This window comes from Agrobacterium sp. SORGH_AS_0440 (genome assembly GCF_031453135.1).
GTDB classification, from domain to species: Bacteria; Pseudomonadota; Alphaproteobacteria; order Rhizobiales; family Rhizobiaceae; genus Agrobacterium; species Agrobacterium pusense.
In genome coordinates this window covers 1533782-1558510 of record NZ_JAVIYR010000002.1, presented here as the reverse complement: position 1 = coordinate 1558510, position 24729 = coordinate 1533782, and the positions used below count along the sequence as shown (strand labels likewise).

Genomic DNA, 24729 nt, shown 5'->3' with positions numbered 1-24729 from the left:
CCTCCGTGGAAGACCCTGCTGGGGAAGGTCGTGGAGGTTAGGCGCAGGCCACGCGCTCTCGAATATCCGTTGGAAAACGCCGATTCGTCAAGCGGCCGGGATACCTGGCCATGTGAAGCTTCCCGATCACAATGCAGTGCAGCATGATTTTTTGCTGCATATGCTCTTGTTCATCTCCCGTTCATCTGGCACCCTGCGCAGCATGATTTGCCTGGTCGTATCAAGCGGCCGTTCGGGCATTGCGCCGCTTGAATGTGGCTTCATCGCAGCCAAACCATTGGCCTTAGCTTTTACCGTGCTTGCCGGGTTCTCCCGGTGCGCCCTTAATTTGCCAGGGGACAAGTATGTCGCTCCGAACGGGTTCTGCCCTTGTATTATTGTTCTTCACCGCAGCCGCGGCCGCCCATGCCGATGAGGCGGGGCTGATCTGGAAGCCGGTCAAGAATTCCGATCGGTCCTATACGGCGCGCATCGGCGCGAAACTGCCGGTCGATACCCCGATCCGGGCCGGGCTGGAAATGGGCATGAATGCCTCAAAGACGGGGCAGGTGGTGGATACGCCGGTGCGGCTGTGGGGTAATGTCACGCTGCTGGCCGAACAGCTGCCCGGTGTTTCGCTGGCGCGGGATGTCGGCGTCATGTTCAACGCCCTGACGGGTTCGAGCAGCCTTTCCATGACCTCGCAGCAGAAGCGAATCGTCACACCGGAGCTGGATATCGAGGCGAACCGCAATTTCACCGTGCGGTATGATGGCACGGCGCAACAATGGAACGGGCTCGATGTGTCGCAGTCGCTGCGCCTTTCCCGCTCGGAAACTGGCACCGCCTTCGTGCTGACGGGGGCGAGCCGCAACAGTTTCAACGAGTTCAGCAGCGGCGTGGCGGTGGAACAGAAACTGGGCGATCACCTGACGCTGCGCGGGACGCTGGATCAGGGTTATGCGGATCATTTCCGACCGGGGGTGAGTGCGCGGTACAGTATTCGGTGGTGAGGCTAGTCGTGACCTGTCGTCTGAGCAATGCGTGCGACCCGCATCCTCGCTCCCTACGCAGCGTCATCCGTGGGCTTGTCCCACTGCTGTCCGGTTTAATTTCCAGACCGGCTGCAGTCTCCTTGAAGTCGCTGGTGAAGGGTGAACATTCACTCAACGTCATCCTCGGCCCTGTGCCGAGGATCTAACCACCTCGAATAAAATCAATACGTTGCAGATGACAGGGACAGGCCGAGGATGATGTCGGAACAATTGGCCTGACTTTCCTTCCCATTGGACGACGCCCATTTTTCTCGACGGGTTAGCGATCCAATCCTAAGAACAGGCCCGAGCATGACGGCAGGAAAGGTTTTCAAACATTGCAGATGATCGTCTCACCTGCGACAAAGCCTCAATCCTTCTTCATCTCACCCATGCGGTTCCACGCATCGAGCCCTGCAATCTTGTAGGCCTCAGCCAGCGTCGGATAGTTGAACGTATTCTCTACGAAATATTCCACCGTGCCTTTGAGGTTCAGCACCGCCTGGCCGATATGCACCAGTTCGGTGGCGCCTTCGCCGACGATGTGGACGCCGAGCAGGCGGCGGGTTTTCAGCGAGAAGATCATCTTGAGGAGGCCGCTATCGAGACCCATGATGTGGCCGCGGGAGGTCTCGCGGAAATGGGCGATGCCGCATTCATAGGGAATGTTGCGTTCGATCACTTCTTCTTCCGTCAGGCCGCAGGTGGAAATCTCCGGCACGGCATAGATGCCGTAAGGGAAGAATTGCGGCGGTTCGCCGGCCGGTGCGCCAACGGCATGGCGGGCGGCGATGCGGCCCTGTTCCATGGACGTGGAGGCAAGGCTCGGGAAACCGATGATATCGCCGGCGGCATAGATGTTCGGTACGGACGTCTGGAAGGTTTCAGGATCGACTTTCAGGCGGCCGCGACTGTCGGCTTCCAGCCCGCAGGCCGAAAGGTTCAGCGTATCGGTGGCGCCGACACGGCCGGCGGCGAAGAGGACGGTCTCGGCCTTCAGGACGCGGCCATTGCCGAGCGAGACGAGAGCACTTGCCGCTCTCGTCGCGCTGCACCTTTTCCGCCTTCTGCCCGAAGATCAGCTTCATGTTGCGGTCGCGCAGCTGATAGGCGAAATCCTCGACGATTTCCTTGTCGATGAATTCGAGCATGGTTTCGCGCGGCTCAACCACCGTTACCTGTGTGTCGAGCGCACTGAAGATGGTGGCATATTCGATGCCGATGACGCCGGCGCCGACGACGATCATGGAGCGCGGCAGTTCCTTGATTTCGAGAATCTCGTCCGAATCGAGCACCGCTTCGCCATCGAAGGGAATATGCGGCGGCCGGTAGGGACGGGTGCCGATGGTCAGCAGAATGGAAGTGCCGGTGACATTCATGACCTCACCATCATTTTTCACCACCTTCATGGTGTTGGCGTCAACGAAGCTTGCCGTGCCGCGAATGTGCTGCACGCGGTTGCGGGCGAACTGGTGTTCCAGCACTTCCACTTCGTGATCCAGGGTGATGAGAAGGCGGCGGCGCAGGTCTTCGGCGTCGATCTCCTGCTTGACGCGGTAGGAGCGGCCGTAAAAACCGCGCTCGCGCCAGCCGGTGAGGTTAAGCGCCGTTTCGCGCAGGGTCTTGGATGGAATGGTGCCGGTGTGGACCGAAACGCCGCCGACGCGGCTGCCCTTCTCGATTACCAGAACCCTCTTTTCGAGCTTGGCGGCCTGAATGGCGGCCCGTCTACCCGCCGGACCGCTGCCGACAACAATCAGATCGAACTGGTGCATGAAAAACCCCGGAACAGAATGCATTTGGATACCGGATGTCGCATCCGGCATGGCGTCGTCGCGAAATGGTCGTGATGCCATTTTGACGATGGGGAGTGATTCCCCCGTTTGCCTTGCCTGCTAGAGTGCAATGCAACAAACGCCTGCGTCAATCTGTAGCGTAAGAATCTGACGGATTCGTAACTGGGTGGGGATTTTCGGAGGGGTGTCCGTTCGCATCTGTAGTAGGGCGCGTATGGCTTTACCCCCCTCTGCCCTGCCGGGCATCTCCCCCTCAAGGGGGGAGATCGATATGCGGCAAGGTTCCGACTATCTCAACGTCGAGGATGAAGTGGCGAAAGGGCCCCTGGCCGATCTCCCCCCTTGAGGGGGAGATGCCCGGCAGGGCAGAGGGGGGTGAAGCCCAACGCACATTGGGTCCACTTTCCCGTTCCAAAACCCCAACAGCTTCATCCCGCACGGCACTGCCGAACGGGTGATCGCTAGAGAGGTCGGGCGATTGCCCGGCTGCGCCTCGGATGGGTTTGGTGTGGGTCGGATGCGTTGCGCAGCCGGGTCTTTCACCATGCCGTATCTCGCAAGGGCCGTGCACGGCGCGTTGCGAAATGGTCCTTTCCACGAACGTTGCCAGCGTTCCACCACCAGGACCGTCCTTTGGTTTCCGCCACGTCTGGCGTCCACCCGGCAGGACTGCGACCAATATAACAGCCTGTCGCGGAGCGGGGAAAAGCGGGGGTGAATTTTTCCGGTGTCAGTCTTCCCTGCGGGTGACGTGGCGGTGAAGTGCTGCAAGGTCCTGCCGCAGCGCAGCCAGTTCGGCCAGCACTTTCACATCGATCTTTTCATGCAGTGAAAGCACTTCCAGTTCTGCCTTCAGATTCACCTCATAATCCTTGGCGGCCTCGAAGCGGTCGCGGGCGGCCTGACGATTCTGCGACATCATGATGATCGGCGCCTGAATGGCCGCCAGCATGGAGAGCAGCAGGTTGAGGAAGATGAAGGGGTAGGGATCGAAAGCGCGGGTGGTCAGTACGATGGTGTTGATGATAGCCCAGAAAATCAGGAAAAAGCAGAAGCCGAGGATGAAACTCCAGGAACCGCCGACCCTGGCGATCTTGTCTGCCAGCCTGTCGCCGAAACTGGCGCCGGCGGAAAATTCCGCATTAATATCGCTCGAAACCAGCTTTTTCTGGTGCGCCAGCTCGAGAATGCGCTGTTCCACCTCGCCGATTTCACGAGAGGAGCGCTTGAAATGAGAGACGATATAGTCGGAGATATCTGACACGGGCGTGTCTCCGGTTCTGATTGGCGGTGCGGAGCTTTCCCGAGATAAACCCGCATGATGGCGGAATTCAAACGTTTTCCGCCACCATGCGTTCAGGCGTCCCTCGCCGAAATTCATTACACCGACGGCGCGCCCTCGTGCAGCCAATTGAAGCCGGGGAAAAAGCGCTCTTTTCCATATTGCTTGCCGAACATCATGTCGAATTGCAGCAGGCGATAATTGCGCACCACGTCAGGGACCGCGTTCGGCGCGATCGACCAGTCGAGCAGGGCATCGCCACCGGCCGTCACCAGCATGTGCCGGTCGATCACGGAAAAGGCCTGCTGAACTTCACCCAGCGTGCCGGTATAGAAAGGATCGGAAAAGCCTGCGGTCTTCAGCACGTGATAGGGCAAAAGCGCCGGGCTGATGGTGCCGATATTCTTACGCACGCCCTTCTTCGAAGACCACACGACGAGCGGCGTCTCGTGCTCCTTCTTCATCACCTCAAGCGGTGCGCGGCGGCTTGCCACCATGCCCGGCATATAGCCGCTTTCCACGAAGGTCTGGCCGAGCGGCGGCAGATGATCGCCGAAGAGGACGATGATGGTCTCACGATCGCGCTTCTTTGCCCAGCGCATCAGCTTCAGCAGCGCTTCGTCCGCTTCCACCACCCCTTGAGAATAGGTGGCGAGCGCCTGCGAGGCCGAAGCCGAAAGTTCGCCCTCAATGCCGATGGTGTTTTCGGCGTAACGGTTTGTCTCATAGGGGCCATGTCCCTGCAGGGTGACGGCAAAGAGGAAGAGCGGGTTCTGCGTCCGGTCCGCCGTCTCCATGATCTCTTCCATCAGCGCGTCGTCGGAGGCAAAATTGCCGCGTTTTTCCATGGCCGGCAGCGTCTCTTCGGAGCGGAATTCCTCGAAGCCGAAATTTTTATAGACCTGCTTGCGGTTCCAGAACCATTCCTGGAACGGATGAACTGCGATGGCGGAATATCCTTCGCCGCGGAAGAAGCTGGCGAGCGAGGGCACCGGGCGGCGGATATATTGCTGGTAGGGAATGCTGCCATAGGGCAGGAAGGCGTTGGAAAAGCCGGTCAAGGCCTCGAATTCCACATTTGCCGTCATGCCGCCGAACTCGGGCGAAAACACGTTGCCGGACTGTTTGGCGCGGATGGTCGGCATGGGATCGGCCGAGAGATTCACGTTTTCAAGCCGGGTCGGATCCCACAGGGATTCGCTCATCAGCATGATGACGTCAGGGTAATCACCCTTGTTGGCGGCGAAAGATGCCGGTTCCGAGGTGAGATCGGCGATGCTGTTTCCGCCGTAACCCTCCGGCGCCGAGACATTGGCCATGGGAATATTGAAGGCGAAGGCCATCAGGAAGCCGTTGTGGCGGTAGTTTTCCTGCTGATCCCACATCATGGGGATGATGTTGAGGCGATCGCGCACCCAGGAATAATGCGAATAGTCCATCAGCGAGGCGAGGCTGGCGAGAAGCGGCAGCGCCAGCGCAAGGCCGGCGGCGCGCTCACGCCAGCGCAATACCGGCGAATGACGGTGCGCCAGCAGCCAGAGAGCCGCGAGGGAGGCAATTGCGGCGCTGAGGCCGACACCCACCAGCATCGCCGTAAAAGGCTGCGCCTTCAGCATGGTTGGCAAAAGTTCGAGAATCTGCCGCCCGAACAACAGGTCTGAGGGATAAAGCGGATCGGAAAGATAGGTCTGTTTCTGCGCTGAGATCAGCCCCACAAGTGCGCAGAGCGGCGCGACCGCTATCAGCGAAAGATAACGCCGGCCGAGGATCGAATCCAGCGCGACGAGAAGGGCGAGCACGGCGGCAATGGTTGTCATGCCCGGACGCGCGGAGGAGGTGATGAAAGTGCCGACATCCTGAAGCGAGCCGCGGACGACCCATTCCAACGCCACGACCAACACGACGGACGCGACCGTCAGGTTGGCAAGCGTGTAGGCCGTGCCAGAAAGCTTCGAAAGGCTCCTTGTCCATGCAGGCGAAAAGACAAAACCAGCCTTTTCGGAAGCCGTTGTTTTTGGCGCCGAATCTCTCAAACCCATACTCCGGTATTTCAGGCGCCAGCACCGATCCGGGGAGGTGAATCGGGTGTCGCAAAAGTGTCATGTAACTGTCACATAAGCGCGATGAACGCGACATGAACTTTATGGGATGTGCATATAAGCGCGATAACCTTCGCGTGAGGGCGGCTGTGTCGAGAAGCGCACGAATGAATGCAAGTGGGAATTGCTGCGTTGCGGAGCGATCACGGGCGCGGTATTGAAGGGTTATGAGCGACAGACACGATATAGAGAACCATCTCCGGATTGCCGTCGGGCAGTTCAATCCCACCGTTGGCGACGTGGCGGGCAATCTCGCCAAGGCGCGTGAGGCAAGGGCCGATGCGGCAACGCAGGGCGCCGATCTTCTGCTTCTCACCGAACTCTTCATTTCAGGCTATCCGCCAGAGGATCTGGTACTGAAACCTGCTTTTTTGAAAGCATGTCTGAAAGCGGTGGAAGAACTGGCGGCGGAAACCGCCGATGGCGGGCCGGGTATCGTTATCGGTTTTCCGCGACAGGGCGAGACGGGCCGGCACAATTCCGTGGCGCTTCTCGATGGCGGCAAGATCATTGCGCTGCGCGACAAGATCGACTTGCCGAATTACGGCGAGTTCGACGAAAAACGTGTTTTCGCCGAAGGCTCGATTTCCGGTCCCTATAATTTCCGTGGTGTGCGGATCGGCATTCCGATCTGCGAGGAAATCTGGAACGACATGGGTGTTTGCGAGACGCTGGCCGAAAGCGGCGCGGAAATCCTGCTGGTGCCGAACGGGTCGCCCTATTACCGCGGCAAGCTGGACGTGCGCCATCAGGTGGCACTCAGACAGGTGATTGAAAGCGGCCTGCCGCTGGTTTTCGCCAACCAGCTGGGTGGGCAGGACGAGCTGGTGTTCGATGGTGCGAGCTTCGGTTTCAACGCCGACAAGACGCTCGCCTTCCAGATGAGCCAGTTCGAAGCCACGCTTGCTGTAACCGACTGGAAACGCACAGCGGATGGCTGGCGCTGCGAAAGCGGGCCATTTTCCAAGATTCCCGAGGGTGAGGAGGCGGATTACCGCGCCTGCATGCTGGGCTTTCGCGATTACGTCAACAAGAACGGTTTCAAGAGCGTGGTTCTCGGCCTTTCCGGCGGGATCGATTCGGCGATCTGCGCCGCCCTTGCCGTCGATGCGCTGGGTGAGGAGCGGGTACGCTGCATCATGCTGCCTTACCGATATACCTCGGAAGAATCGCTGAAGGACGCCGCCGATTGCGCCAAGGCGCTCGGCTGCCGTTACGATATCGTGCCGATCGTGGAGCCGGTGGAAGGTTTCCTGTCTGCGCTGTCAGAACTTTTCGAGGGCACGGAAGAGGGCATTACCGAAGAAAACCTGCAGAGCCGCACGCGCGGCACCATCCTGATGGCCGTTTCCAACAAGTTCGGCTCAATGGTGGTGACGACGGGCAACAAGTCGGAGATGTCGGTGGGTTACGCGACGCTTTATGGCGACATGAATGGTGGTTTCAACCCCATCAAGGACCTCTACAAGATGCAGGTCTATGCCATTTCCGCCTGGCGCAACGCCCATGTGCCGCCGGGCGCGCTTGGCCCTTCCGGCGAAGTGATCCCCGCCAACATTATCGCCAAGGCTCCATCGGCCGAATTGCGCCCCAACCAGACCGACCAGGATTCGCTGCCGCCGTACCCGGTGCTGGACGATATTCTCGAGTGCCTTGTCGAGAAGGAAATGTCGGTCGAGGAAATTCTGGCCCGCGGCCATGATGTGGCGACCGTGCACCGAGTGGAGCATCTGCTTTACCTCGCCGAATATAAACGCCGGCAATCGGCGCCGGGTGTGAAGATCACCAAGAAGAACTTTGGGCGCGACCGGCGTTATCCGATCACCAACCGGTTCCGGGATCGGTAGGGCGTTTTGGAAAGGCGCGTTTAACGCCGTCCCTGCTTAATGAATTGGGCAAGCGCATTGTGAGACGGCATATTTCTTCTCCCCGCCGGGGAGAAGGTGGCCCAAAGGGTCGGATGAGGGGGCAACCCCTCCGTATATCACGAAGCTTGCTTGCCCCCTCATCCCGCTGCCGCGGACTTCTCCCCCTCGGGGAGAAGAAACAAGTGTCATGCGCTCGATCCACAGCGGAGCGTCTTGATTGGCGCGGAAAACTCCGCGCCGCTCACCTCAAATAACCTGCCCCACATCGATACGATTGCCGTCAGGGTCTTCAAACACAAAGGCCCTCAGACCATAATCCTTGTCCTGCAGCCCTTTGATGATGCGCAGCCCATGGCTTTTGCAAATCGCATGCAGCGCATCGACATCGCTCACCATCATATGCGCCACGTTGAAAGGAGCTGCCCTGTGGGCCGGCTGTAATGTCAGATGCAGCTCGGCATTGCCCTGTTTCAGGATCATGAAGCCGACAGGGTTGCCGTTTTCGAAGGTCTTTTCGAAACCGAGCACGCCGACGTAAAAGTCACGGGCCTTTTCGATATTTCTGACAGGAAGCATTGCGGCGATCCGCCCGAAGCGGATGCCGTGATCGGCGATGGTATTCATCGCGGAACCTCGGATCTGGGACAAACGGGGAGGGCCACGGACGGTGCCGGGGCGCTGGCGTTTTTTCCGGTTTGAATTTGCAGGACGGTGCCTGCCGCCCTAGGATCATAATCAAGGCGACGGTGGATGCAAACGGAATGTCTGCGTCACCAAGCGCTATGAATGAGAACACGGACCCGCCCGGGAGGCAGAATGCGCAGCTCCATCGAAATTTTCAACATCCGCACCCGGCAGATGCGGGTGGTGTGGCAGACGCCCGATCTTTTCGAAGCGCCGAACTGGTCGCCGGATGGACAATATCTGCTGTTGAACAGCGATGGGCTGCTTTATCGCCTGTCCCTTTCCGGTTACGCGTCGCCGGAGAAGGTCGATACCGGCTTTGCCACGCTCTGCAACAATGACCACGGCATTTCGCCTGACGGTTCGCTTTATGCCATTTCCGACAAGGTGGAATTCGGCAAGAGCGCCATCTATCTCCTGTCATCGGCGGGCGGCGCGCCGCGGCTAATGACAAGGAACCTTCCTTCCTACTGGCACGGCTGGTCACCGGATGGGAAAAGCTTCGCCTATTGCGGCATTCGCGATCAGATTTTCGATATCTATTCCATGGACATAGACAGCGGCGTTGAGACACGCCTTACCCATGGTGAGGGCCGCAATGACGGGCCGGATTATTCGCCTGACGGCGCGTGGATCTATTTCAATTCCAGCCGCACCGGACGGATGCAAATCTGGCGGGTGCGGGTGGATGGCTCAGCGGTGGAGCGCATCACCGACAGCTCCTATGGCGACTGGTTTCCGCACCCGTCACCAAGGGGGGACAAGGTTGTCTTCATTTCCTATGACGGCGACGTGTTCGATCATCCCCGCGATCTCGACGTGCGGGTGCGGCTGATGGATATGGATGGCGGCAATGTCGAAACGCTTTTCGAGCTGTTTGGCGGGCAGGGCACGATGAACTCTCCCAACTGGTCACCTGATGGCGACGAGTTCGCTTATGTCAGATATTTCCCGGTGGAGTGATGAAGGTAAGGTGCGGCAGGCCACATTGCCGCACCACCTGCACGGCACTTGTGTTCGCAAGCTTTTTTGCCCATAGCTTCACCCGTCAGGTGCCCGCCCTTCGGCGGGAGAATCGGGAATCCGGTGAAAAACCGGAACGTGCCCAACGCTGTGAGGCGGATGCTCTTTTTCTCATGCCACTGGAGCAATTCGGGAAGGCGAAACGGGGCGGATGAAGCTTAGTCAGAAGACCGGCCTGGCAGGATGGACCGAACCGCGCGGACGGCGGCAGGTCGCTGGAAAAGCGCGTCGTCGCTGCAAACCTCCCATGGTTTCGGCACCGGCCCGCCCCGCATTGTTAGGGATAAACGATGCCGACCGAACCGCCCGTCACCATGCCGCCCGACTCCAACCCGTTCGATCACGCGCTTTCGCCCGCCCGCCCGTTTTCCGGCGAGGAGCGTGAGGCCGTCTATCGTGCCATCGAAACCCGCCGCGATGTGCGCGACCAGTTCCTGCCGGACCCGCTGCCGGATGATCTCATCGAGCGCCTTTTGAGGGCGGCGCATTCGGCGCCCTCGGTCGGTTTCATGCAGCCGTGGAACTTCACCCTCGTCACCGATGGCGCCGTGCGCCAGGCGGCATGGGTGGCCTTCAGCCGCGCCAATGAAGAGGCGGCGGCGATGTTTGCGGGCGAGCAGCAGGCGCTTTATCGCAGCCTGAAGCTCGAAGGCATCCGCAAGGCGCCGCTCAGCATCTGCGTCACCTGCGATCCGACACGGGGTGGCAAGGTGGTGCTGGGTCGCACCCATAATGCACGCACGGATGTCTATTCCACCGTCTGCGCCATCCAGAACCTCTGGCTCGCGGCCCGCGCCGAAGGCGTCGGCGTCGGCTGGGTCAGTATTTTCCATGACAGCGATATCAGGGACATTCTGGATATCCCCGATCATATCGAGATTGTCGCCTGGCTGTGCCTAGGTCGCGTCGACACACTTTATACCGAACCGGAACTGGCGGTGAAGGGCTGGCGGCAGCGCGTGCCGCTGGAGGAGCTTGTGTTTCGTAACCGCTGGGGTGGGGTGTAGACCCGGAGGCCTGCGAACAGGGCGGGACGTTGCCGCGCATTTCTTCTCCTCGCCGGGGAAAAGGTGGCCCGAAGGGTCGGATGAGGGGGTAACGGCGGAGATTTTCGGAGAGCTTGCCCCCTCATCCCGCTGCCGCGGACTTCTCCCCGCCGGGGAGAGGAAACAAGGGGCACGCGCTCGCACCATTCCGCGTGCAGAAGAGACTTCACTGCTGTGGCTGGATACCCTTCAGCGCCGGGTTCTTCAGGTCGATCTTGCCGGTCTGGTCCGGCAGGAATTTGGGCCCGATGACGCGCACTTTTGTGTCGTTCGGGTCATAGTCGCGCTCAGGAACAGGTTGTTCCGGCGGCTTTGCGGCCTGCTGCTCGGCGGGCTTTGGGGCCTTGTCACCTTGCGGCGATGGAATGGTGGTGATGCTGGAATAGGGCTTTTCGGCTTCCGGCCGCGACGCCTGTTCCTGCTTTTGCATCTCCTCGTGATAGGCGGCCATGTTGCAGGCGCAGCCGGGCGCTTTCCTTGAGGCATTGCGATAGGCGAAGGCGGTCGGCAGGTCCTTGTAGGGTTTGCCGGTTTCAGCGGACACCATGTCTGCTGTTTCCTGATCCGTCATGGAGTGGAAATAGAGCTCCGTCTCCGTACCCGGGCACATTTTCTGGCACTGTTCGGCCTGGGCGCGGAAATCGAGTGGCGAGGCGTTGGAGGCGATTGGGAAGAATGAGCCGTCGCAGGTGCGCACGCAGAGTGTGCGAAGCCCGCCCTCCGCGGCGTTGGGGTAAGGGGAAAGGCCCGCCTGTCCCGGCTCACCGCCATTCTGCCTGAAGGCATCGGGATAACGCGTCACATCGGGTGCAGGCGATGCTTGACGGTTCATCTCCTCAGCGGGGGTGCAGCCATTGGCATCGAGGGCGGCAAGAATGCGCTGGCGCCTGGTATCGCCGTCGTCGCTCCTCGCCGCCGCCATGGCGTCGTCGCGATCGCGGATGATCGCGTCGCGTTCGGCCTCGGCATCCACCAGCGCATCGCCGATCTCGGCGCAGAGCCCGGCATTAGGATTGCCATAAACGATGACGCTGCCGGACGAGCAGCCATAGCTGCGCATGTCGTTCCTGATCTTGCGGATGACGATGTTCTGGTGGGCAAGCGCATTGGCGTAGCGCCGCACCTCGGCCGTGTTGCCGATGACACGGGGTGGTTCTCGCAACTGTTGATAAAGCGTATCGCACACCTGATCCGCAAGGGCGGCGGCAGGAGCAATGAAAACAAGGGGAAGCAGAAGGCCGATGATGCGGCTGCGCCGGGTCAATTGTGCGATCCGTTTGATGTCCCTGGCCGGTGGCAGGGGTGTTATGCTTCAGGAAATCCGTGTTTCAGGAAGATAACATAAGCTGTTGACGCATTGCGGCAACAGCATGTTCAAAACTGCGTTAACGCCGACCGCGTGTCGCTTTTCCACCTATTCGGCGGACACGAATTCGACCTTGATCCTGTCAGGGTCTTCAACGAACAGCGCGTAATAATTTTTATCGCCGTTCGCATAGGGGTATCGGTCGTCATAGAGAACCGAAACATGGTTTTGGGCGCAATGCATCTTGAGTTCGTCCACCACGCCGCGAGACGCGACCTGAAACGCGAGATGATTGAGCCCAACGCCGCAACGATGATAATCGCGTTCACGATGCTTTTTCTCCACCTGTACGAAGGTCAGGTAGGCATCCTTGTCATTTGCGATAGTAAAGCCGCTTTCCCAACGGGAGGCTACATCGTAGCCAATCTTTTGCAGAATGCTTGACCAGAACTGAAACGATTTTTCGATATCTGAAACATATATCTCAACGTGATCAAGCATATCTTTCGCTCATAAATAATAAAATAAAATATTAAATCTAAAAATCTGTATTATTTTCTATACTCGCAACTAAAAAGCCGCACGTCAATGCGCGCGGCTTTCTGGATCAATTTAGCGGGGTGTTAGACCGAAGGGTGCGAGGCCTGCACCACGGCAAAGGCCGCCATGTTGACGACGCCGCGCGAGGTGACGCTGGGCGACAGGATATGGGCGGGCAGGGCCGTGCCGAGCAGGATCGGGCCGACATGCAGGCCTTCCGTCAAGGTGCGGGTGACGCCCAGCGTGATGTTGGCCGCATCGAGGTTCGGGAAGACCAGCAGGTTTGCTTCGCCGGTCAGCACGCTGTTGGGCATGGCGCGTTTGCGCAGCGCTTCCGACAGGGCCGAGCCGCCCTGCATTTCGCCGTCCACTTCCAGTTCGGGTGCAGCCTCCTGCACGATCTTCAGCGCGCGGCGCATCTTGCGGGCGCTTTCGGAATCGCGCGAGCCGAAATTGGAATGGCTGGCGAGCGCGATTTTCGGCGTGATGCCGAAGCGGCGGATTTCCTTCGCGGCAAGAATGGCCATTTCGGCCACTTCTTCCGATGTCGGGTCGTTGTTGACGAAGGTATCGGTGAGGAACAGCGCACCCTGCTGGGTGATGAGCAGGCTGAGGCCGGCGAAGGAGCGGACGCCGTCCTGCTTGCCGATGATCTGGTTCACGTCGCGCAGATGGCGGTCGTAACGGCCTTCGAGGCCGCAGATCAGCGCATCGGCTTCGCCACGCTTGACCGACAGCGCACCGATGACAGTCGTGTTGGTGCGCACGATGGTACGTGCCGCTTCCGGGTTGATGCCGGCGCGGCCGACCAGGGCGAAATAATCATCCACATAGTCGCGGTAGCGCGGATCGTCTTCCGGGTTCACCACGGCGAAATCCGTATGCGGGCGGATGCGCAGACCGAAACGCTTGAGGCGCGTTTCGATGATCTGCGGACGGCCGATGAGGATCGGGATGCCGGTGCCTTCTTCCAAGAGCACCTGGGCGGCGCGCAGCACGCGCTCGTCTTCGCCTTCGGCAAAGATGATGCGCTTCTTTTCGGCGGCCTTTGCGGCGTTGAAGACAGGCTTCATGATGAAACCCGAGCGCCAGACGAAGCGGTTCAGCTGGTCGAGATAGGCTTCGAAATCGGTGATCGGCCGGGCGGCAACGCCGCTTGCGGCGGCAGCACGGGCAACGGCCGGGGCAATGCGCAGGATAAGGCGCGGATCGAAGGGCGAGGGGATGAGGTAGGTCGGGCCGAAGATCGGCGTTTCGCCGCTGTAAGCCTTGGCGGCCACTTCGGAAACTTCCTCACGCGCGAGTTCCGCGATGGCCTGCACAGCGGCCATCTTCATTTCCTCGTTGATCGTCGTCGCGCCGCAATCGAGCGCGCCGCGGAAGATATAGGGGAAGCAGAGCACGTTGTTGACCTGGTTCGGGAAATCCGAACGGCCGGTGCAGATCATCGCGTCCGGGCGGGCGGCACGCGCCTCTTCCGGCATGATTTCTGGCTTGGGGTTGGCAAGCGCGAGGATCAGCGGGTTCTCCGCCATGCGCTCCAGCAGTTCCGGCTTCAGAACGCCTGCCGCCGACAGGCCGAGGAAGACATCGGCGCCGTCGATCGTTTCGGCCAGCACGCGCTTGTCGGTCTTCTGGGCGTAAACTTCCTTCCACTCGTCCATCAGCGTATTGCGGCCGTCATAAACGAGGCCCTCGATGTCGTGGACCCAGATGTTTTCTTTCTTCGCGCCCATCGCAACGAGGAGGTTGAGGCAGGCAAGGGCTGCCGCACCGGCGCCCGAGGCAACGATCTTGACGCTGGACAGGGACTTTCCGGCCAGTTCCAGAGCGTTGGTGACAGCAGCGGCGACGATGATCGCGGTGCCGTGCTGGTCGTCGTGGAAGACGGGAATGTTCATCTTCTCGCGCAGCTGGCGCTCCACCTCGAAACACTCCGGCGCCTTGATGTCTTCAAGGTTGATGCCGCCGAAGGTGGGTTCCAGCGCCGCGATGGTGGAAACCATGTCGTTAATGCCGGGCGCGTCGATCTCGATATCGAACACGTCGATACCGGCGAATTTCTTGAAAAGGACGGCCTTGCCTTCCATCACAGGCTTGGAGGCGAGCGGGCCGATATTGCCGAGGCCAAGCACGGCCGTGCCGTTGGAGATGACGGCGACGAGATTGGCGCGGGCGGTGTAATCCGCCGCCATCTCGGGGTTTTCATGGATGGCGAGGCAGGGTGCGGCGACACCCGGCGAATAGGCGAGCGCCAGATCGCGCTGGTTGCCGAGCGGCTTGGTGGCCTGGATCTCCAGCTTGCCGGGGCGCGGATAGCGGTGGAAAAAGAGCGCCTGTTCTTCGATGTCGGCCTTTGCCGTGTTGGCGGGCGTGTTGTTCTTATCGTGAGAGGTCATGTCTTCCACCGTCGTATCTGGTTTTATTTCGGACCCCTGAATACAACAAACTTCCCCGTGGTACAGCCGTTATTTACGGGCGTCTCATGCAAATGCGGCCACGGCTTATTCGCGTTTTCGTGAAGCGTTTCGTCATATTCCCTGCAAAAAACGGCCGCTGTCATGTTGCTGAAACACGAGTCTGGTTCTGAGAGGGAAGAAAGCCGCAGGGACGCAACCGAACAGGGGGATGAAATCCGTGGCCGGTCAAATCGAAACCAGACAGTTCAGAACGCTTTTCATTTCGGATGTTCATCTTGGTTCCAAGGCGGCCAAGACTGACTATCTGCTGGACTTCCTCAGACATCACGAGGCCGAAACGATCATCCTCGTCGGTGACATCGTCGACGGCTGGCGCCTGCGCCGCAGCTGGTACTGGCCGCAGGGTTGCAACGACGTGGTGCAGAAGCTGCTGCGCAAGGCCCGCAAGGGAACCCGCATCGTGTATATTCCCGGCAATCACGATGAATTCCTGCGGGAGTTCCCCGGCATGCATTTCGGCGGCATCGAAGTGGCCGAACGCATGATCCATGAGGCGGCCGACGGCAGGAAATATCTCATCATCCATGGCGACGAGTTCGACGTGGTGGTGCGCAACGCCCGCCTGCTCGCCTATCTCGGCGACTGGGCCTATGACGCAGCAATCGCCATCAATATCGCCATCGCCGCCGTACGCCGCCGCATCGGCCTGCCTTACTGGTCGTTTTCGGCCTGGGCCAAGCTGCAGGTGAAACACGCCGTCAACTTCATCGGTGAATTCCAGCGTGTGGTGGCGGATGAAGCCCGGCGCAACAATGTCGACGGCGTGATCTGTGGCCATATTCACCACGCCGTCATGGAAGACATGGACGGCATACGTTACATCAACACCGGCGACTGGGTGGAAAGCTGCACGGCGATTGCCGAGAACGCCGATGGCAGCTTCGAGCTGATCACCTGGATGCAGACGAGCGAAGTGGTTGCCGAGCAGACATCGGACGAAATGGAGCCGGTGAATATTCCGGGGCTGATTGGCAAGCACGCGGCCTGATTGGAGCGTTTGACGGGCGCTGATGGTAGGCTCACCTGTAAACGAGTGTTGGTTGAAATTGTAGCATCCGCATACCGTCATCCCGGCCCTGAGCCGGGATCCAGTGCGATCAAGTCTTTGATCGCGTAAGACTTATTTCTCACGGCGCAGACGCGCCGTAGCTGGATGCCGGATCAGGTCCGGCATGACGGAGGTGAGGCTTTAGAGGCTTCTCAGTAACCTTCCGGTGACGCACCGGAGAGAGGGTGCGAATGCAGCCTCTAGGCACCAACCCAGTCCGGACCCTTAGCGAGAGCTCTACCCCCACAATTCCGGCCGCGCCGGATAAACAAGCGACCCTTCATAAACCAGCCCAGGCTCCCGATCCTCGGCCAAAAGCAGCGGGCCGTCGAGATCGGCAAAGGCCGTGCCCTGCGCGGCAAGCACGGCGGGCGCCATGCCCAGCGAGGTGCCGAGCATGCAGCCGACCATGATGGTGAAACCGAGCCTTTCGGCCTCCGCCTTCATGACAAGCGCCTCCGTCAGGCCGCCGGTCTTGTCGAGCTTGATGTTGATCGCGTCGTAGCGGTCGCGCAGGCCGTTGAGGTCCTTGGTGGAATGCACGCTTTCATCGGCGCAGATCAGCACCGGATGGTCGATACGGGAGAGAATGGCGTCCTTGCCGGCGGGCAGGGGCTGTTCGATCAGCGATATCTTCAGCTCTGCTGCAAGCCTCAGATAATATTCGATATTGTCGTCGTTCCAGCCTTCGTTGGCATCGATGATGATGCGCGCCTCGGGTGCGGCTGCGCGGACGGCCCGCAGGCGGGCTTCATCGTCGGCTGTGCCGGTCTTGATCTTCAGAAGCGGACGTCCGGCGTTCTCTGCGGTCTTTGCGGCCATGGTCTCCGGGTCTGCAAGCGAAATCGTATAGGCTGTGACGAGCGGCCCTGCCTCCTGTCCGAGGACCTGCTCGGCGACGCTCTGGCCGCTCATCTTCGCCTCGAGATCCCAAAGCGCGCAATCCACCGCATTACGGGCCGCACCCGGTTTCATCGCCTGCTGCAACTCCTGCCGCGTCAGCCCTGCGGCGATCCGCTCCGCCATCGCCTCGATATCGGCAATGACGCCTTCGATGCTTTCACCATATCGCGGATAGGGCACACATTCACCTCTGCCGGTGAAGGAACCATCGCGGATGGTGCACGTTACGACATCCGCATGCGTCCGGGTGCCGCGTGAAATGGTGAAGCTGCCAGCAACGGCGAAACGTTCTGTTGTGGCTTGAAGGTAACGGGGCATGTTTTTTCACTTCCGATTGGGCGTCAAATGACACATGACGCCAAATTTATCACGAATTGTCGGCTGCCACTGTGGCTTGCCGGAGGCCGAAACGTTATGAAACCTTTAAGAATCTCGTGACGGCTGCATTCGCTCGGAGCATTATGCAAGAACAGGACACACGGCAACAGGCGACCCCGGCCGCAATCACCGAAGACGGCACCGTCTCCGGCGGCGGCCTGCGCTATGTCATGAGCGGCTCCTGGCGCAACAGTAATCTCTCCGCCGTTTTACCTGATCTCGATAAGATCGAAAAAAGCAGACCCGCCGGCCCGGTGGAGATCGAGCTTTCCTCCGTCGAGTCCATCGATACGACCGGCGCCTGGATCATCCAGCGCCTGCGCAAGGACCTCGAGGCGAATGGTGCGACCGTCACGCTCAGCGGCAACGACCGTATCGAGCAGGTGATCGGGCAGCTGCCCGACAAGGCGGAGATGGAGGCGGAGCCGGTCGCGCGTGAGGGACTGGTGGAGCGCATCTTTTCTCCGATCGGCAAGGCCGTGGTCCAGAATGGCGCGGATTTCCTGGCGGGCATGTATATTCTGGGTTCGGCAGTGCGCGGTGCGCAGATGAAGCTCGGACGCGGGCGCGGCGTCTCGCCGGCGGCAATCGTCAACCAGATCGACCATATGGGCGTGCGCGCCGTGCCGATCATCATGCTGATGTCGTTCCTGATCGGTGCCATCATCGCCCAGCAAGGCGCGTTCCAGCTCAGATATTTCGGGGCTGAGGTCTTCGTCGTCGATCTGGTCGGCATTCTCCAGCTGCGTGAAATCGGTGTGCTGCTGACTGCGATCATGATCGCCGGCCGCTCCGGCAGCGCCATCACCGCCGAAATCGGCTCCATGAAGATGCGCGAGGAAATCGACGCGCTGAAGGTGATTGGCCTCAATCCCGTGGGCGTGCTGGTGTTCCCGCGGCTGGTGGCGCTCACCATTGCGCTGCCGCTTCTGACCATTCTCGCCAATTTTGCCGCGCTTTTTGGTGCTGCCATCGTGGCGCTGCTTTATTCCGGCATCACTTTTGAGGTGTTCCTCTCGCGTCTGCATGGCGCGGTGGAGGAATCGACCATCGCAGCGGGCATGATCAAGGCGCCGTTCATGGCGCTCATCATCGGCATCGTCGCGGCGGTGGAGGGCATGAAAGTGGGCGGCTCGGCGGAATCGCTCGGCCAGCACGTCACCTCCTCGGTGGTGAAGTCGATCTTCGTCGTCATTCTGGTGGATGGTCTTTTTGCCATCTTCTACGCAGCCATCGATTTCTAGGGAGGGCGCGTTGGAAACACTGGACCAGAAACCGCAGCAGCAGGCAAAGACCGGAAAAGACGGCCGCGAGGTGGTGCTTTCCGTCGAGGGCGTGACAGTCGGCTTTAACGGCCGGAACGTGCTGGAAGATCTCAATCTCGATGTCTATCGCGGCGAAATCCTGGGTTTCATCGGTCCCTCCGGGGCCGGAAAATCCGTGTTGATGCGCACGGTCCTGCGGCTTTTGCCACGGCAGGCGGGCACGATCAGCATTCTCGGCTCTGATTATGACAAGGCGGGCGAGGACGAGCGCATGAGGCTCGACCAGCGGCTTGGGGTGCTGTTCCAGCAGGGCGCGCTGTTTTCCGGTCTGACGGTGAAGGAAAACATCCAGCTGCCGATGCGCGAATATCTCGATCTGCCGAAGAAACTGATGGACGAGCTTGCCTATCTCAAGATCGAGATGGTGGGGCTGAAGCCCGATGCGGGCGACAAATACCCGTCCGAACTGTCAGGCGGCATGATCAAGCGTGCTGCCCTTGCCCGGGCGCTGTCGCTCGATCCCGACCTCGTCTTCCTCGATGAGCCAACATCCGGCCTCGATCCCATCGGGGCGGCGGAATTTGATATGCTGATCGCGCGGCTGCGCGATTCGCTCGGCCTGACCGTTTATATGGTGACGCACGATCTCGACAGCCTGTTCTCCGTCTGTGACCGCATTGCGGTTCTCGGCCAGAAGAAGGTGCTGGTGGAAGGGACGCTGCAGGACATGTTTGCCTGCGACGACCCGTGGGTGCAGTCCTATTTCCGCGGTAAACGGGCGCGCTCTGTCGTTCTTCCGGACGACAGGCAGGAACATCCGGTGGAGTAACGAGAAGCATGGAAACCAAGGCGAACTACACCATAGTCGGAATTTTCACGCTGATCGTGATCGCCGCTGCATTCGGCTTCGTTTACTGGATGGCGGAATTCGGCCGCGGTGGCCCGACAGCACAGCTTGTGGTGCGTATTCCGGGCTCCGCCAATGGCCTTTCGGTAGGCTCTCCGGTGCGCTTCAACGGTATTCCCGTCGGCACGGTGCGCGGGCTTGCAATCGACCGCGACGACCCGGCCTATTCCATCGCCTTTACAGAGGTACAGGCGGATGCGCCGGTTTTCCCTTCCACACGCGCCGTGCTTGAAATTCAGGGCCTGACCGGAGCGGCGTATATCGAGCTTTCCGGCGGCAACAAGGATGGCGAGCGCATTCTGCAGAAAGCCGTCGAAAGCGGTGTTCCGGCCGAGCTGACGGCCGATCTTTCCAGCGTCACCAACCTGCTTGCCACCGCCGACAAGATACTGAAGCGCGCCGATGGCGCCATCGGCGAATTGCAGGGCTTCGTGCAGGATGCGCGCGGCCCACTGACGCAGACGGTTCGCAATGCCGAAAAATTCTCCGATGCGCTGGCGGCAAACTCCGATGGCATCAAGAATTTCATTGCCAGCCTCAGCTCGCTTTCCACCACCGTACAGTCGGTCTCGGTGCGCCTCGACGGCACGCTGAGCGCCATCGAAGATCTGGTGAAGGCAGTGGATGCCGGCAAGATCGATTCCATCCTGTCCAATGTCGACAAGGTGACGAAGGATGTCGCGTCGGCTTCGAGCGATATTCAGGGCATCATGGAAACGGTGCAGAGCACGGCGCGCAATTTCGAGGCGGCAAGCACGGAAGTGCAGACGGTCGTCAAGCGCGCGGATGAGCTTCTCGCCTCCGTCGATCCCGCCAAGGTGGGCACTGTGGTTGACGACGTTTCCTCTGCGACCGCCGATGCGCGCGATGCTGTCGCGAACTTCAAGCGGATCGCCGATGACGTGGGCGCACGGCGCGCCGATATCGATCAGGCGGTTTCCGATTTCACCGAGATGGGCCGCAAGCTGAACCTGGCCTCCAGCCGCGTTGATGGGATTCTCGCCAAGGTGGACGGCATGCTCGGCACTGACGACGCCAATTCGCTGTTTGCCAAGGCGCGTGAGACGCTCACCTCCTTCAAGGCGGTGGCCGACAATCTCAATGCCCGCATCGGGCCGATCGCCGACAATCTGACCCGCTTCTCCAGTTCGGGCCTGAAAGATTTCCAGGCATTGATCGGCAGCACGCGACAGACGGTGGACAATCTCAACAATGCCATCACCAATATCGACCGCGATCCGCAACGGTTGATTTTCGGCGGCGAAACCGTGAAACAATATGACGGCAGAACAAGGCGCTAAGAGGGGTATGGGCCAATGAGACTATCGATGAACGGCCAACGCCGCGCCCTCGTTCTGGCTCCGCTGCTTGCTGCAATGATGGCGGGCTGCGCGGGCGCGCCGAAGAACGATACCTTCGATCTCTCCGTCTCGCCGGCGGCGGTGACGCAGGGGCCGTCGCTGAAAAGCCGTCAGCTGCTGATTGCCGATCCGACCGCCCTGAAGGCGCTGGACAGCGAAAACATCGTGGTGCGGCTTTCGGGCTCGGAAGTGCAATATCTCGGCAATTCGCAGTGGAGCGACCGCCTGCCGCGTATGGTGCAATCCAAGCTCGTGGAAGCGTTCGAGGATACCGGCAAACTCGGCGGCGTCGGCAGGCCGGGGCAGGGGCTGGCGATCGATTATCAGGTCGTGAGCGATATCCGTGCCTTCGAGATCGATACGGCGAAGAACCTCGCCAATATCGAAATCTCGGTGAAGCTCCTCAACGACCGCAACGGCACGGTGAAGGCGCAGGAGGTGTTCCGTTCCAGCGCCCGCGTCAGCGGCTCAGGCAACGCCAATTTCGTGAAAGCACTCGACCAGGCCTTTGCCGCCGCGACGCGCGAGATTGTGGCCTGGACGCTGAAGTCTCTCTGACGCGGGCATTGCCGCCCGTTGATTTTCTCCTATGCTGAGTGCGCCGGATTTATATTCGTCCGGTCACTCTCATGAGCTGGGATTTTGATGCGCTTTTCAGGCTTCTTATTTTCACTTTTTCTTTTTTCAGTCGTTTCCGTTCACTTCTCCGCGGCCGCTGGCTTTCGTCTCATTGACCTGCCGTCCGATGGCGACGCGCTGCCGATCAAGGTCGCGTTATGGTCGCCATGTGCAGATGTGCCTGCCGACGTCCGGGTTGGACCTTTTCTTTTGTCTGCGGCGCGCGATTGCGCGATCCCCGAGGGGACCTATCCACTCGTGGTCATATCGCACGGTTTCGGTGGTAGCGCTTTCAGTCATCGCGATACCGCGACAGCCCTGGCGGATGCGGGCTTCATCGTAGCGGCGATAAATCATGCCGGCGATAGCGCCCTCAATATGAAGCGGGCCGGGGACCTAACGGCGTTGACACAAAGGCCTGCGGATATCTCGCGTTTGCTCGATCATATGCTCGGCAACATGGACGAGGGCCGTTTCATCGATCGCGGAAGGATCGGCGTTTTCGGATTTTCGCGCGGCGGCTACACTGCATTGACGCTTGCCGGCGGCGTTCCCGATTTTGCGAAGGCTGGGCTGCCATGCCCTGACCCACGCGCGCCAATCTGCGCGCAGATACATGAGAAGAGCGCAGGCTCTGTCCCGGAGGCAAGAGACGCGCGGGTAAAAGCTATCGTTGTCGCCGATCCGCTTAACGCTTTTCCATCCCCGTCAGATGTGGCTGAGGTTCGTGTCCCCACCCAGCTCTGGAGTTCGGAGCATGGCGGCGACGGCATCGTGCCTGAGGATATGACACGATTGCGCGATTCTTTGCCGTCGCGACCGGATTTTCGGGTCGTGAAGAGGGCGGGACATTTCTCTTTTATCGCGCCATGCCCGGTAGAGATGAAAAAAGCTGCACCAGAAATCTGCACCGACGCTGCCGGCTTCGACCGCCAGGAATTTCACCGCAGCTTTAACGCCGAGATCGTCCAATTCTTCAACGCCTCGCTGCGCTGAGGTTTTGTAGACAGGGGAGAGCGCCGCCCCTCAGGCGGCGTCCTGCTGCGACTTCCATTCCGGCAGGGGGAAGACGCGGTCGTAGCTCCAGTTGAAGACAAAAGCATAGACCACGTAAAAAAGCGCGAAGGAGATATCCATCACCAGCGCGTGGGCAAGGCTGATATTCAGATACCAGGCGATGAAGGGCATCAGGACGATCAGCAGGCCGAGTTCGAACAGCACCGCGTGCCCGACCCGAATGGCGGGTGTCTTGAGCGTGGTGCCCTTCAGGCGCTGCATGGCGTGGTCGAAACCGAGATTATAGACGTAATTCCAGATGGTCGCGAGCGTGGCGCTGACGAGGCCCACGACGCCGATATCCTCCATGGGCATGCCAAACAGCAATGCGCCGAGTGGAATGACCAGCAGAAGCCCGATGATCTCGAAACTGAGGGCGTGGCGGATACGATCTTGCAGGGAGCGCATTCTATTCTCCGGTTTGTGACCGGGCCGTCCCGCATGCTGTCGCCGATGTGGCCGAGGTCGTCCTCGCGCCTGGTCATATATAGCTTTCGGGCGGATTTTTCAAGCATGGGGGACTTGGGGAGTGCTCCGCCTGCTTCGTCTCGCCGCCGCGGAAGAAAAAACAGGCGGCGACACGTTCATTCTTTCGACTGCGCCAACGAAACCGTGATCGGAACAAGAACAGTGCATTTTCGTTATCGCTTACGGAAGGAGTCGTGCAATGCAGCAGAATTCCCTCGAAGGAAGAACGATCAAGGCCGCCAACCAGGCTAAGGTTTCGACTTACACGCCAAGCCTGATTTCCCTCAAGGGAAGTTACGTGGCGATGATATTTCGCAGACCGCTTTGCAGAAATCCGCTGGATCTGCGGAAGAAATAATAAGGCATGGCCAGTTCTGGCGCACCATTCGCATATCAAAACGACGACTGCCGACGTGAAGTTTATAAGGTGTTTCTAAAGTGTGATTTTCAATCCGGTTCGTCTCCACCTAGACTGGAGATTGCCATAAAAGCGAAGGGAGAATGACATGAAATCAGTTCTCATTATCGCCGCTGTCTTTGGTTTTTCCGCCAGCACAGCGCTTGCGGAATGCGCGGGTCATGAAAAGATCAACGCTTCCGTCCCTGCCGTCGACCGCGAATTCAAAACCGCAAGCATCGTTCCGCCGACGGAACCGGCTGACAAGCCCGTCGTCATCCTGAAAAAGACCGATCGCCTTCCCGCCGCGGCGGTTGCCACGACCGGCGAGCCCGAAGCCGCAATGCAACGCATGCAATAAGACAGAACCATGATCTCTTCATTCTGAAAATCCCGTGCGCGATGTGATCCGCACGGGATTTTTCATTGTCTGGCTGCGTCGCACCGCCGTTTTGCAGCGTTTGAACGGCACCAGAAAAGCAGACAGCCTCAGCTATCGAGCTTCAGCGACAATTGCCGCGGTCCTTCGCTCTTCTTCAGCACGTAAAGCGGCCGGGTAATGATGACCTCGGTGCGTCGCTGCAATTCGCGCCGGCGTTCCAGCGCGCGCTCGCGCATGTCACGGGAACGGGCCACGACGGTGAGGGCATTTTCTATGGTTGCGTCTGCTGTGTTCATCGCTGACCTCCATAATGTTCACTATATGTTCTCATTATTGGCCGCTTGTGTCAACACTAAGGCAGGCTGTCAGCGCCATTCCGACATTGCTGGGTAAACAGGGGCGTATCACGTGGCAGCGGGCGTGGGGCCCGGCACGGCTCCGCAAGGCGCATCATGCGCCTGCGGTGGAGGCGTTTAGCCTACGCCAGCCTGGGGATCGGTGTGTGGGGATGAATATCAGAAGTACCCGGGCGCTGATCCGCCCCGGCGGCAGGATGCATTCAGGAGTGGGGGCGTTGGTCCGGCGCTGCGAGCGTCGATAACATATCGGTGAGATGTTCGCTGGCGAGCGCCACGATGGCGAGTGCGGCCTGCTGGCGGTTCCAGCCGGCATGTTCGGCTTTTTCAATGAGCCCCTGAATGGAGGGTTCCAGTGCGAACTGGCACTCGGCCTGATAGTCCATGGTGTCGATCGAAAGCGACGGGGAATTGATTGCGGCCCGCATCGTTTGGTCTCCCTGTTTTCCGTCA

22 protein-coding genes, 1 pseudogene and 1 riboswitch are annotated in these 24729 nt (G+C 59.8%); of the genes and pseudogenes, 12 read left to right on the top strand and 11 right to left on the bottom strand.

The features are described from left to right. The first annotated feature begins 344 nt into the window (after positions 1-344). Complete coding sequence (locus QE453_RS16910; protein ID WP_244404928.1) at positions 345-992, top strand: hypothetical protein; 648 nt, start codon at positions 345-347, stop codon at positions 990-992. Between the two features lie 391 nt (positions 993-1383). Here QE453_RS16910 and sthA read toward each other — a convergent pair. The 3 genes and pseudogenes from sthA to QE453_RS16895 all read right to left on the bottom strand — a co-directional run bounded on the left by sthA (position 1384) and on the right by QE453_RS16895 (position 6130). Beyond that, positions 1384-2788: pseudogene (sthA, locus tag QE453_RS16905) on the bottom strand (Si-specific NAD(P)(+) transhydrogenase). 751 nt (positions 2789-3539) lie between these two features. Further along, a complete protein-coding gene (locus tag QE453_RS16900) occupies positions 3540-4073 on the bottom strand; it encodes a DUF1003 domain-containing protein (RefSeq protein WP_309777521.1) in 534 nt (177 codons plus the stop codon). A gap of 116 nt (positions 4074-4189) precedes the next feature. After that, positions 4190-6130, bottom strand: a complete 1941-nt coding sequence (locus QE453_RS16895; RefSeq protein WP_309777519.1) for an LTA synthase family protein — start codon at positions 6128-6130, stop codon at positions 4190-4192. Between the two features lie 227 nt (positions 6131-6357). Between QE453_RS16895 and QE453_RS16890 the strand changes: the two genes are divergently transcribed. Beyond that, complete coding sequence (locus QE453_RS16890; protein ID WP_309777518.1) at positions 6358-8037, top strand: NAD+ synthase; 1680 nt, start codon at positions 6358-6360, stop codon at positions 8035-8037. Between the two features lie 267 nt (positions 8038-8304). Here QE453_RS16890 and QE453_RS16885 read toward each other — a convergent pair whose 3' ends face one another. Next, positions 8305-8682, bottom strand: coding sequence for a VOC family protein (locus QE453_RS16885; RefSeq protein WP_022556238.1), 378 nt, complete (start codon positions 8680-8682; stop codon positions 8305-8307). Between the two features lie 192 nt (positions 8683-8874). On the opposite strand from QE453_RS16885, the gene QE453_RS16880 reads away from it, so the two are divergent. After that, positions 8875-9705: a TolB family protein gene (locus tag QE453_RS16880; RefSeq protein ID WP_107341218.1), complete on the top strand. Its 831-nt coding sequence runs from the start codon at positions 8875-8877 to the stop codon at positions 9703-9705. Positions 9706-9775: 70 nt separating this feature from the next. Then, positions 9776-9959, top strand: a riboswitch (cobalamin riboswitch). A 120-nt stretch (positions 9960-10079) separates the two neighbouring features. After that, complete coding sequence (bluB, locus tag QE453_RS16875) at positions 10080-10772, top strand: 5,6-dimethylbenzimidazole synthase (protein ID WP_404977901.1); 693 nt, start codon at positions 10080-10082, stop codon at positions 10770-10772. Between the two features lie 205 nt (positions 10773-10977). Here bluB and QE453_RS16870 read toward each other — a convergent pair whose 3' ends face one another. From QE453_RS16870 to QE453_RS16860, 3 genes are all read right to left on the bottom strand, one after another. After that, complete coding sequence (locus tag QE453_RS16870) at positions 10978-12075, bottom strand: DUF2865 domain-containing protein (RefSeq protein WP_309777514.1); 1098 nt, start codon at positions 12073-12075, stop codon at positions 10978-10980. 150 nt (positions 12076-12225) lie between these two features. After that, positions 12226-12618: a VOC family protein gene (locus QE453_RS16865; protein WP_004442037.1), complete on the bottom strand. Its 393-nt coding sequence runs from the start codon at positions 12616-12618 to the stop codon at positions 12226-12228. Positions 12619-12740: 122 nt separating this feature from the next. Then, entirely contained in the window at positions 12741-15056 is a 2316-nt protein-coding gene (locus tag QE453_RS16860) for an NADP-dependent malic enzyme (protein WP_004442036.1), read from the bottom strand. A 229-nt stretch (positions 15057-15285) separates the two neighbouring features. On the opposite strand from QE453_RS16860, the gene QE453_RS16855 reads away from it, so the two are divergent. Further along, entirely contained in the window at positions 15286-16125 is an 840-nt protein-coding gene (locus QE453_RS16855) for a UDP-2,3-diacylglucosamine diphosphatase (RefSeq protein WP_006697377.1), read from the top strand. Between the two features lie 297 nt (positions 16126-16422). Here QE453_RS16855 and dgcA read toward each other — a convergent pair whose 3' ends face one another. Continuing rightward, positions 16423-17406, bottom strand: coding sequence for an N-acetyl-D-Glu racemase DgcA (dgcA, locus tag QE453_RS16850; RefSeq protein WP_309777511.1), 984 nt, complete (start codon positions 17404-17406; stop codon positions 16423-16425). A 143-nt stretch (positions 17407-17549) separates the two neighbouring features. Between dgcA and QE453_RS16845 the strand changes: the two genes are divergently transcribed. From QE453_RS16845 to QE453_RS16825, 5 genes are all read left to right on the top strand, one after another. Then, on the top strand, positions 17550-18710 hold the full coding sequence (locus tag QE453_RS16845) for an ABC transporter permease (protein WP_004442030.1): 1161 nt from the start codon (positions 17550-17552) through the stop codon (positions 18708-18710). 10 nt (positions 18711-18720) lie between these two features. Next, positions 18721-19560 carry an ABC transporter ATP-binding protein gene (locus tag QE453_RS16840; RefSeq protein WP_006697380.1) on the top strand — a complete coding sequence of 280 codons (840 nt, stop codon included), beginning with the start codon at positions 18721-18723 and terminating at the stop codon, positions 19558-19560. An 8-nt stretch (positions 19561-19568) separates the two neighbouring features. Then, positions 19569-20939, top strand: a complete 1371-nt coding sequence (locus QE453_RS16835; RefSeq protein WP_004442026.1) for an MlaD family protein — start codon at positions 19569-19571, stop codon at positions 20937-20939. Positions 20940-20954: 15 nt separating this feature from the next. Next, on the top strand, positions 20955-21557 hold the full coding sequence (locus QE453_RS16830) for an ABC-type transport auxiliary lipoprotein family protein (protein WP_034498940.1): 603 nt from the start codon (positions 20955-20957) through the stop codon (positions 21555-21557). Between the two features lie 87 nt (positions 21558-21644). Continuing rightward, positions 21645-22613: a serine aminopeptidase domain-containing protein gene (locus tag QE453_RS16825; RefSeq protein ID WP_309777508.1), complete on the top strand. Its 969-nt coding sequence runs from the start codon at positions 21645-21647 to the stop codon at positions 22611-22613. Positions 22614-22643: 30 nt separating this feature from the next. Here the strand turns inward: QE453_RS16825 and QE453_RS16820 are convergent, their stop codons facing one another. After that, on the bottom strand, positions 22644-23081 hold the full coding sequence (locus tag QE453_RS16820) for a PACE efflux transporter (RefSeq protein ID WP_004442023.1): 438 nt from the start codon (positions 23079-23081) through the stop codon (positions 22644-22646). A 259-nt stretch (positions 23082-23340) separates the two neighbouring features. Here QE453_RS16820 and QE453_RS16815 point away from each other — a divergent pair, with 259 nt between their 5' ends. Next, complete coding sequence (locus QE453_RS16815; RefSeq protein ID WP_167378188.1) at positions 23341-23499, top strand: hypothetical protein; 159 nt, start codon at positions 23341-23343, stop codon at positions 23497-23499. A gap of 148 nt (positions 23500-23647) precedes the next feature. Next, entirely contained in the window at positions 23648-23899 is a 252-nt protein-coding gene (locus QE453_RS16810) for a hypothetical protein (protein ID WP_244404933.1), read from the top strand. Between the two features lie 128 nt (positions 23900-24027). On the opposite strand, the gene QE453_RS16805 is transcribed toward QE453_RS16810, so the two are convergent. Together QE453_RS16805 and QE453_RS16800 are read right to left on the bottom strand one after the other, a co-directional pair. Then, the gene (locus QE453_RS16805; RefSeq protein WP_004442020.1) at positions 24028-24216 is read right to left on the bottom strand and encodes a hypothetical protein; all 189 of its coding nucleotides are present in this window, start codon (positions 24214-24216) and stop codon (positions 24028-24030) included. A gap of 263 nt (positions 24217-24479) precedes the next feature. Then, the gene (locus tag QE453_RS16800; RefSeq protein WP_004442019.1) at positions 24480-24704 is read right to left on the bottom strand and encodes a hypothetical protein; all 225 of its coding nucleotides are present in this window, start codon (positions 24702-24704) and stop codon (positions 24480-24482) included. Positions 24705-24729 lie beyond the last annotated feature (25 nt).

Excerpts from the sequence above, each read along its gene's own strand:
- dgcA (WP_309777511.1), bottom strand. The coding sequence starts at position 17,406 with ATGCCCCGTTACCTTCAAGCCACAACAGAACGTTTCGCCGTTGCTGGC.
- QE453_RS16890 (WP_309777518.1), top strand. The coding sequence starts at position 6,358 with ATGAGCGACAGACACGATATAGAGAACCATCTCCGGATTGCCGTCGGG.
- QE453_RS16815 (WP_167378188.1), top strand. The coding sequence starts at position 23,341 with ATGCAGCAGAATTCCCTCGAAGGAAGAACGATCAAGGCCGCCAACCAG.
- QE453_RS16830 (WP_034498940.1), top strand. The coding sequence starts at position 20,955 with ATGAGACTATCGATGAACGGCCAACGCCGCGCCCTCGTTCTGGCTCCG.
- QE453_RS16910 (WP_244404928.1), top strand. The coding sequence starts at position 345 with ATGTCGCTCCGAACGGGTTCTGCCCTTGTATTATTGTTCTTCACCGCA.
- QE453_RS16820 (WP_004442023.1), bottom strand. The coding sequence starts at position 23,081 with ATGCGCTCCCTGCAAGATCGTATCCGCCACGCCCTCAGTTTCGAGATC.
- QE453_RS16805 (WP_004442020.1), bottom strand. The coding sequence starts at position 24,216 with ATGAACACAGCAGACGCAACCATAGAAAATGCCCTCACCGTCGTGGCC.
- QE453_RS16835 (WP_004442026.1), top strand. The coding sequence starts at position 19,569 with ATGGAAACCAAGGCGAACTACACCATAGTCGGAATTTTCACGCTGATC.
- QE453_RS16865 (WP_004442037.1), bottom strand. The coding sequence starts at position 12,618 with ATGCTTGATCACGTTGAGATATATGTTTCAGATATCGAAAAATCGTTT.
- QE453_RS16885 (WP_022556238.1), bottom strand. The coding sequence starts at position 8,682 with ATGAATACCATCGCCGATCACGGCATCCGCTTCGGGCGGATCGCCGCA.
- QE453_RS16800 (WP_004442019.1), bottom strand. The coding sequence starts at position 24,704 with ATGCGGGCCGCAATCAATTCCCCGTCGCTTTCGATCGACACCATGGAC.
- QE453_RS16855 (WP_006697377.1), top strand. The coding sequence starts at position 15,286 with ATGAAATCCGTGGCCGGTCAAATCGAAACCAGACAGTTCAGAACGCTT.
- QE453_RS16845 (WP_004442030.1), top strand. The coding sequence starts at position 17,550 with ATGCAAGAACAGGACACACGGCAACAGGCGACCCCGGCCGCAATCACC.
- bluB (WP_404977901.1), top strand. The coding sequence starts at position 10,080 with ATGCCGCCCGACTCCAACCCGTTCGATCACGCGCTTTCGCCCGCCCGC.
- QE453_RS16860 (WP_004442036.1), bottom strand. The coding sequence starts at position 15,056 with ATGACCTCTCACGATAAGAACAACACGCCCGCCAACACGGCAAAGGCC.
- QE453_RS16825 (WP_309777508.1), top strand. The coding sequence starts at position 21,645 with ATGCGCTTTTCAGGCTTCTTATTTTCACTTTTTCTTTTTTCAGTCGTT.
- QE453_RS16895 (WP_309777519.1), bottom strand. The coding sequence starts at position 6,130 with ATGGGTTTGAGAGATTCGGCGCCAAAAACAACGGCTTCCGAAAAGGCT.
- QE453_RS16880 (WP_107341218.1), top strand. The coding sequence starts at position 8,875 with ATGCGCAGCTCCATCGAAATTTTCAACATCCGCACCCGGCAGATGCGG.
- QE453_RS16810 (WP_244404933.1), top strand. The coding sequence starts at position 23,648 with ATGAAATCAGTTCTCATTATCGCCGCTGTCTTTGGTTTTTCCGCCAGC.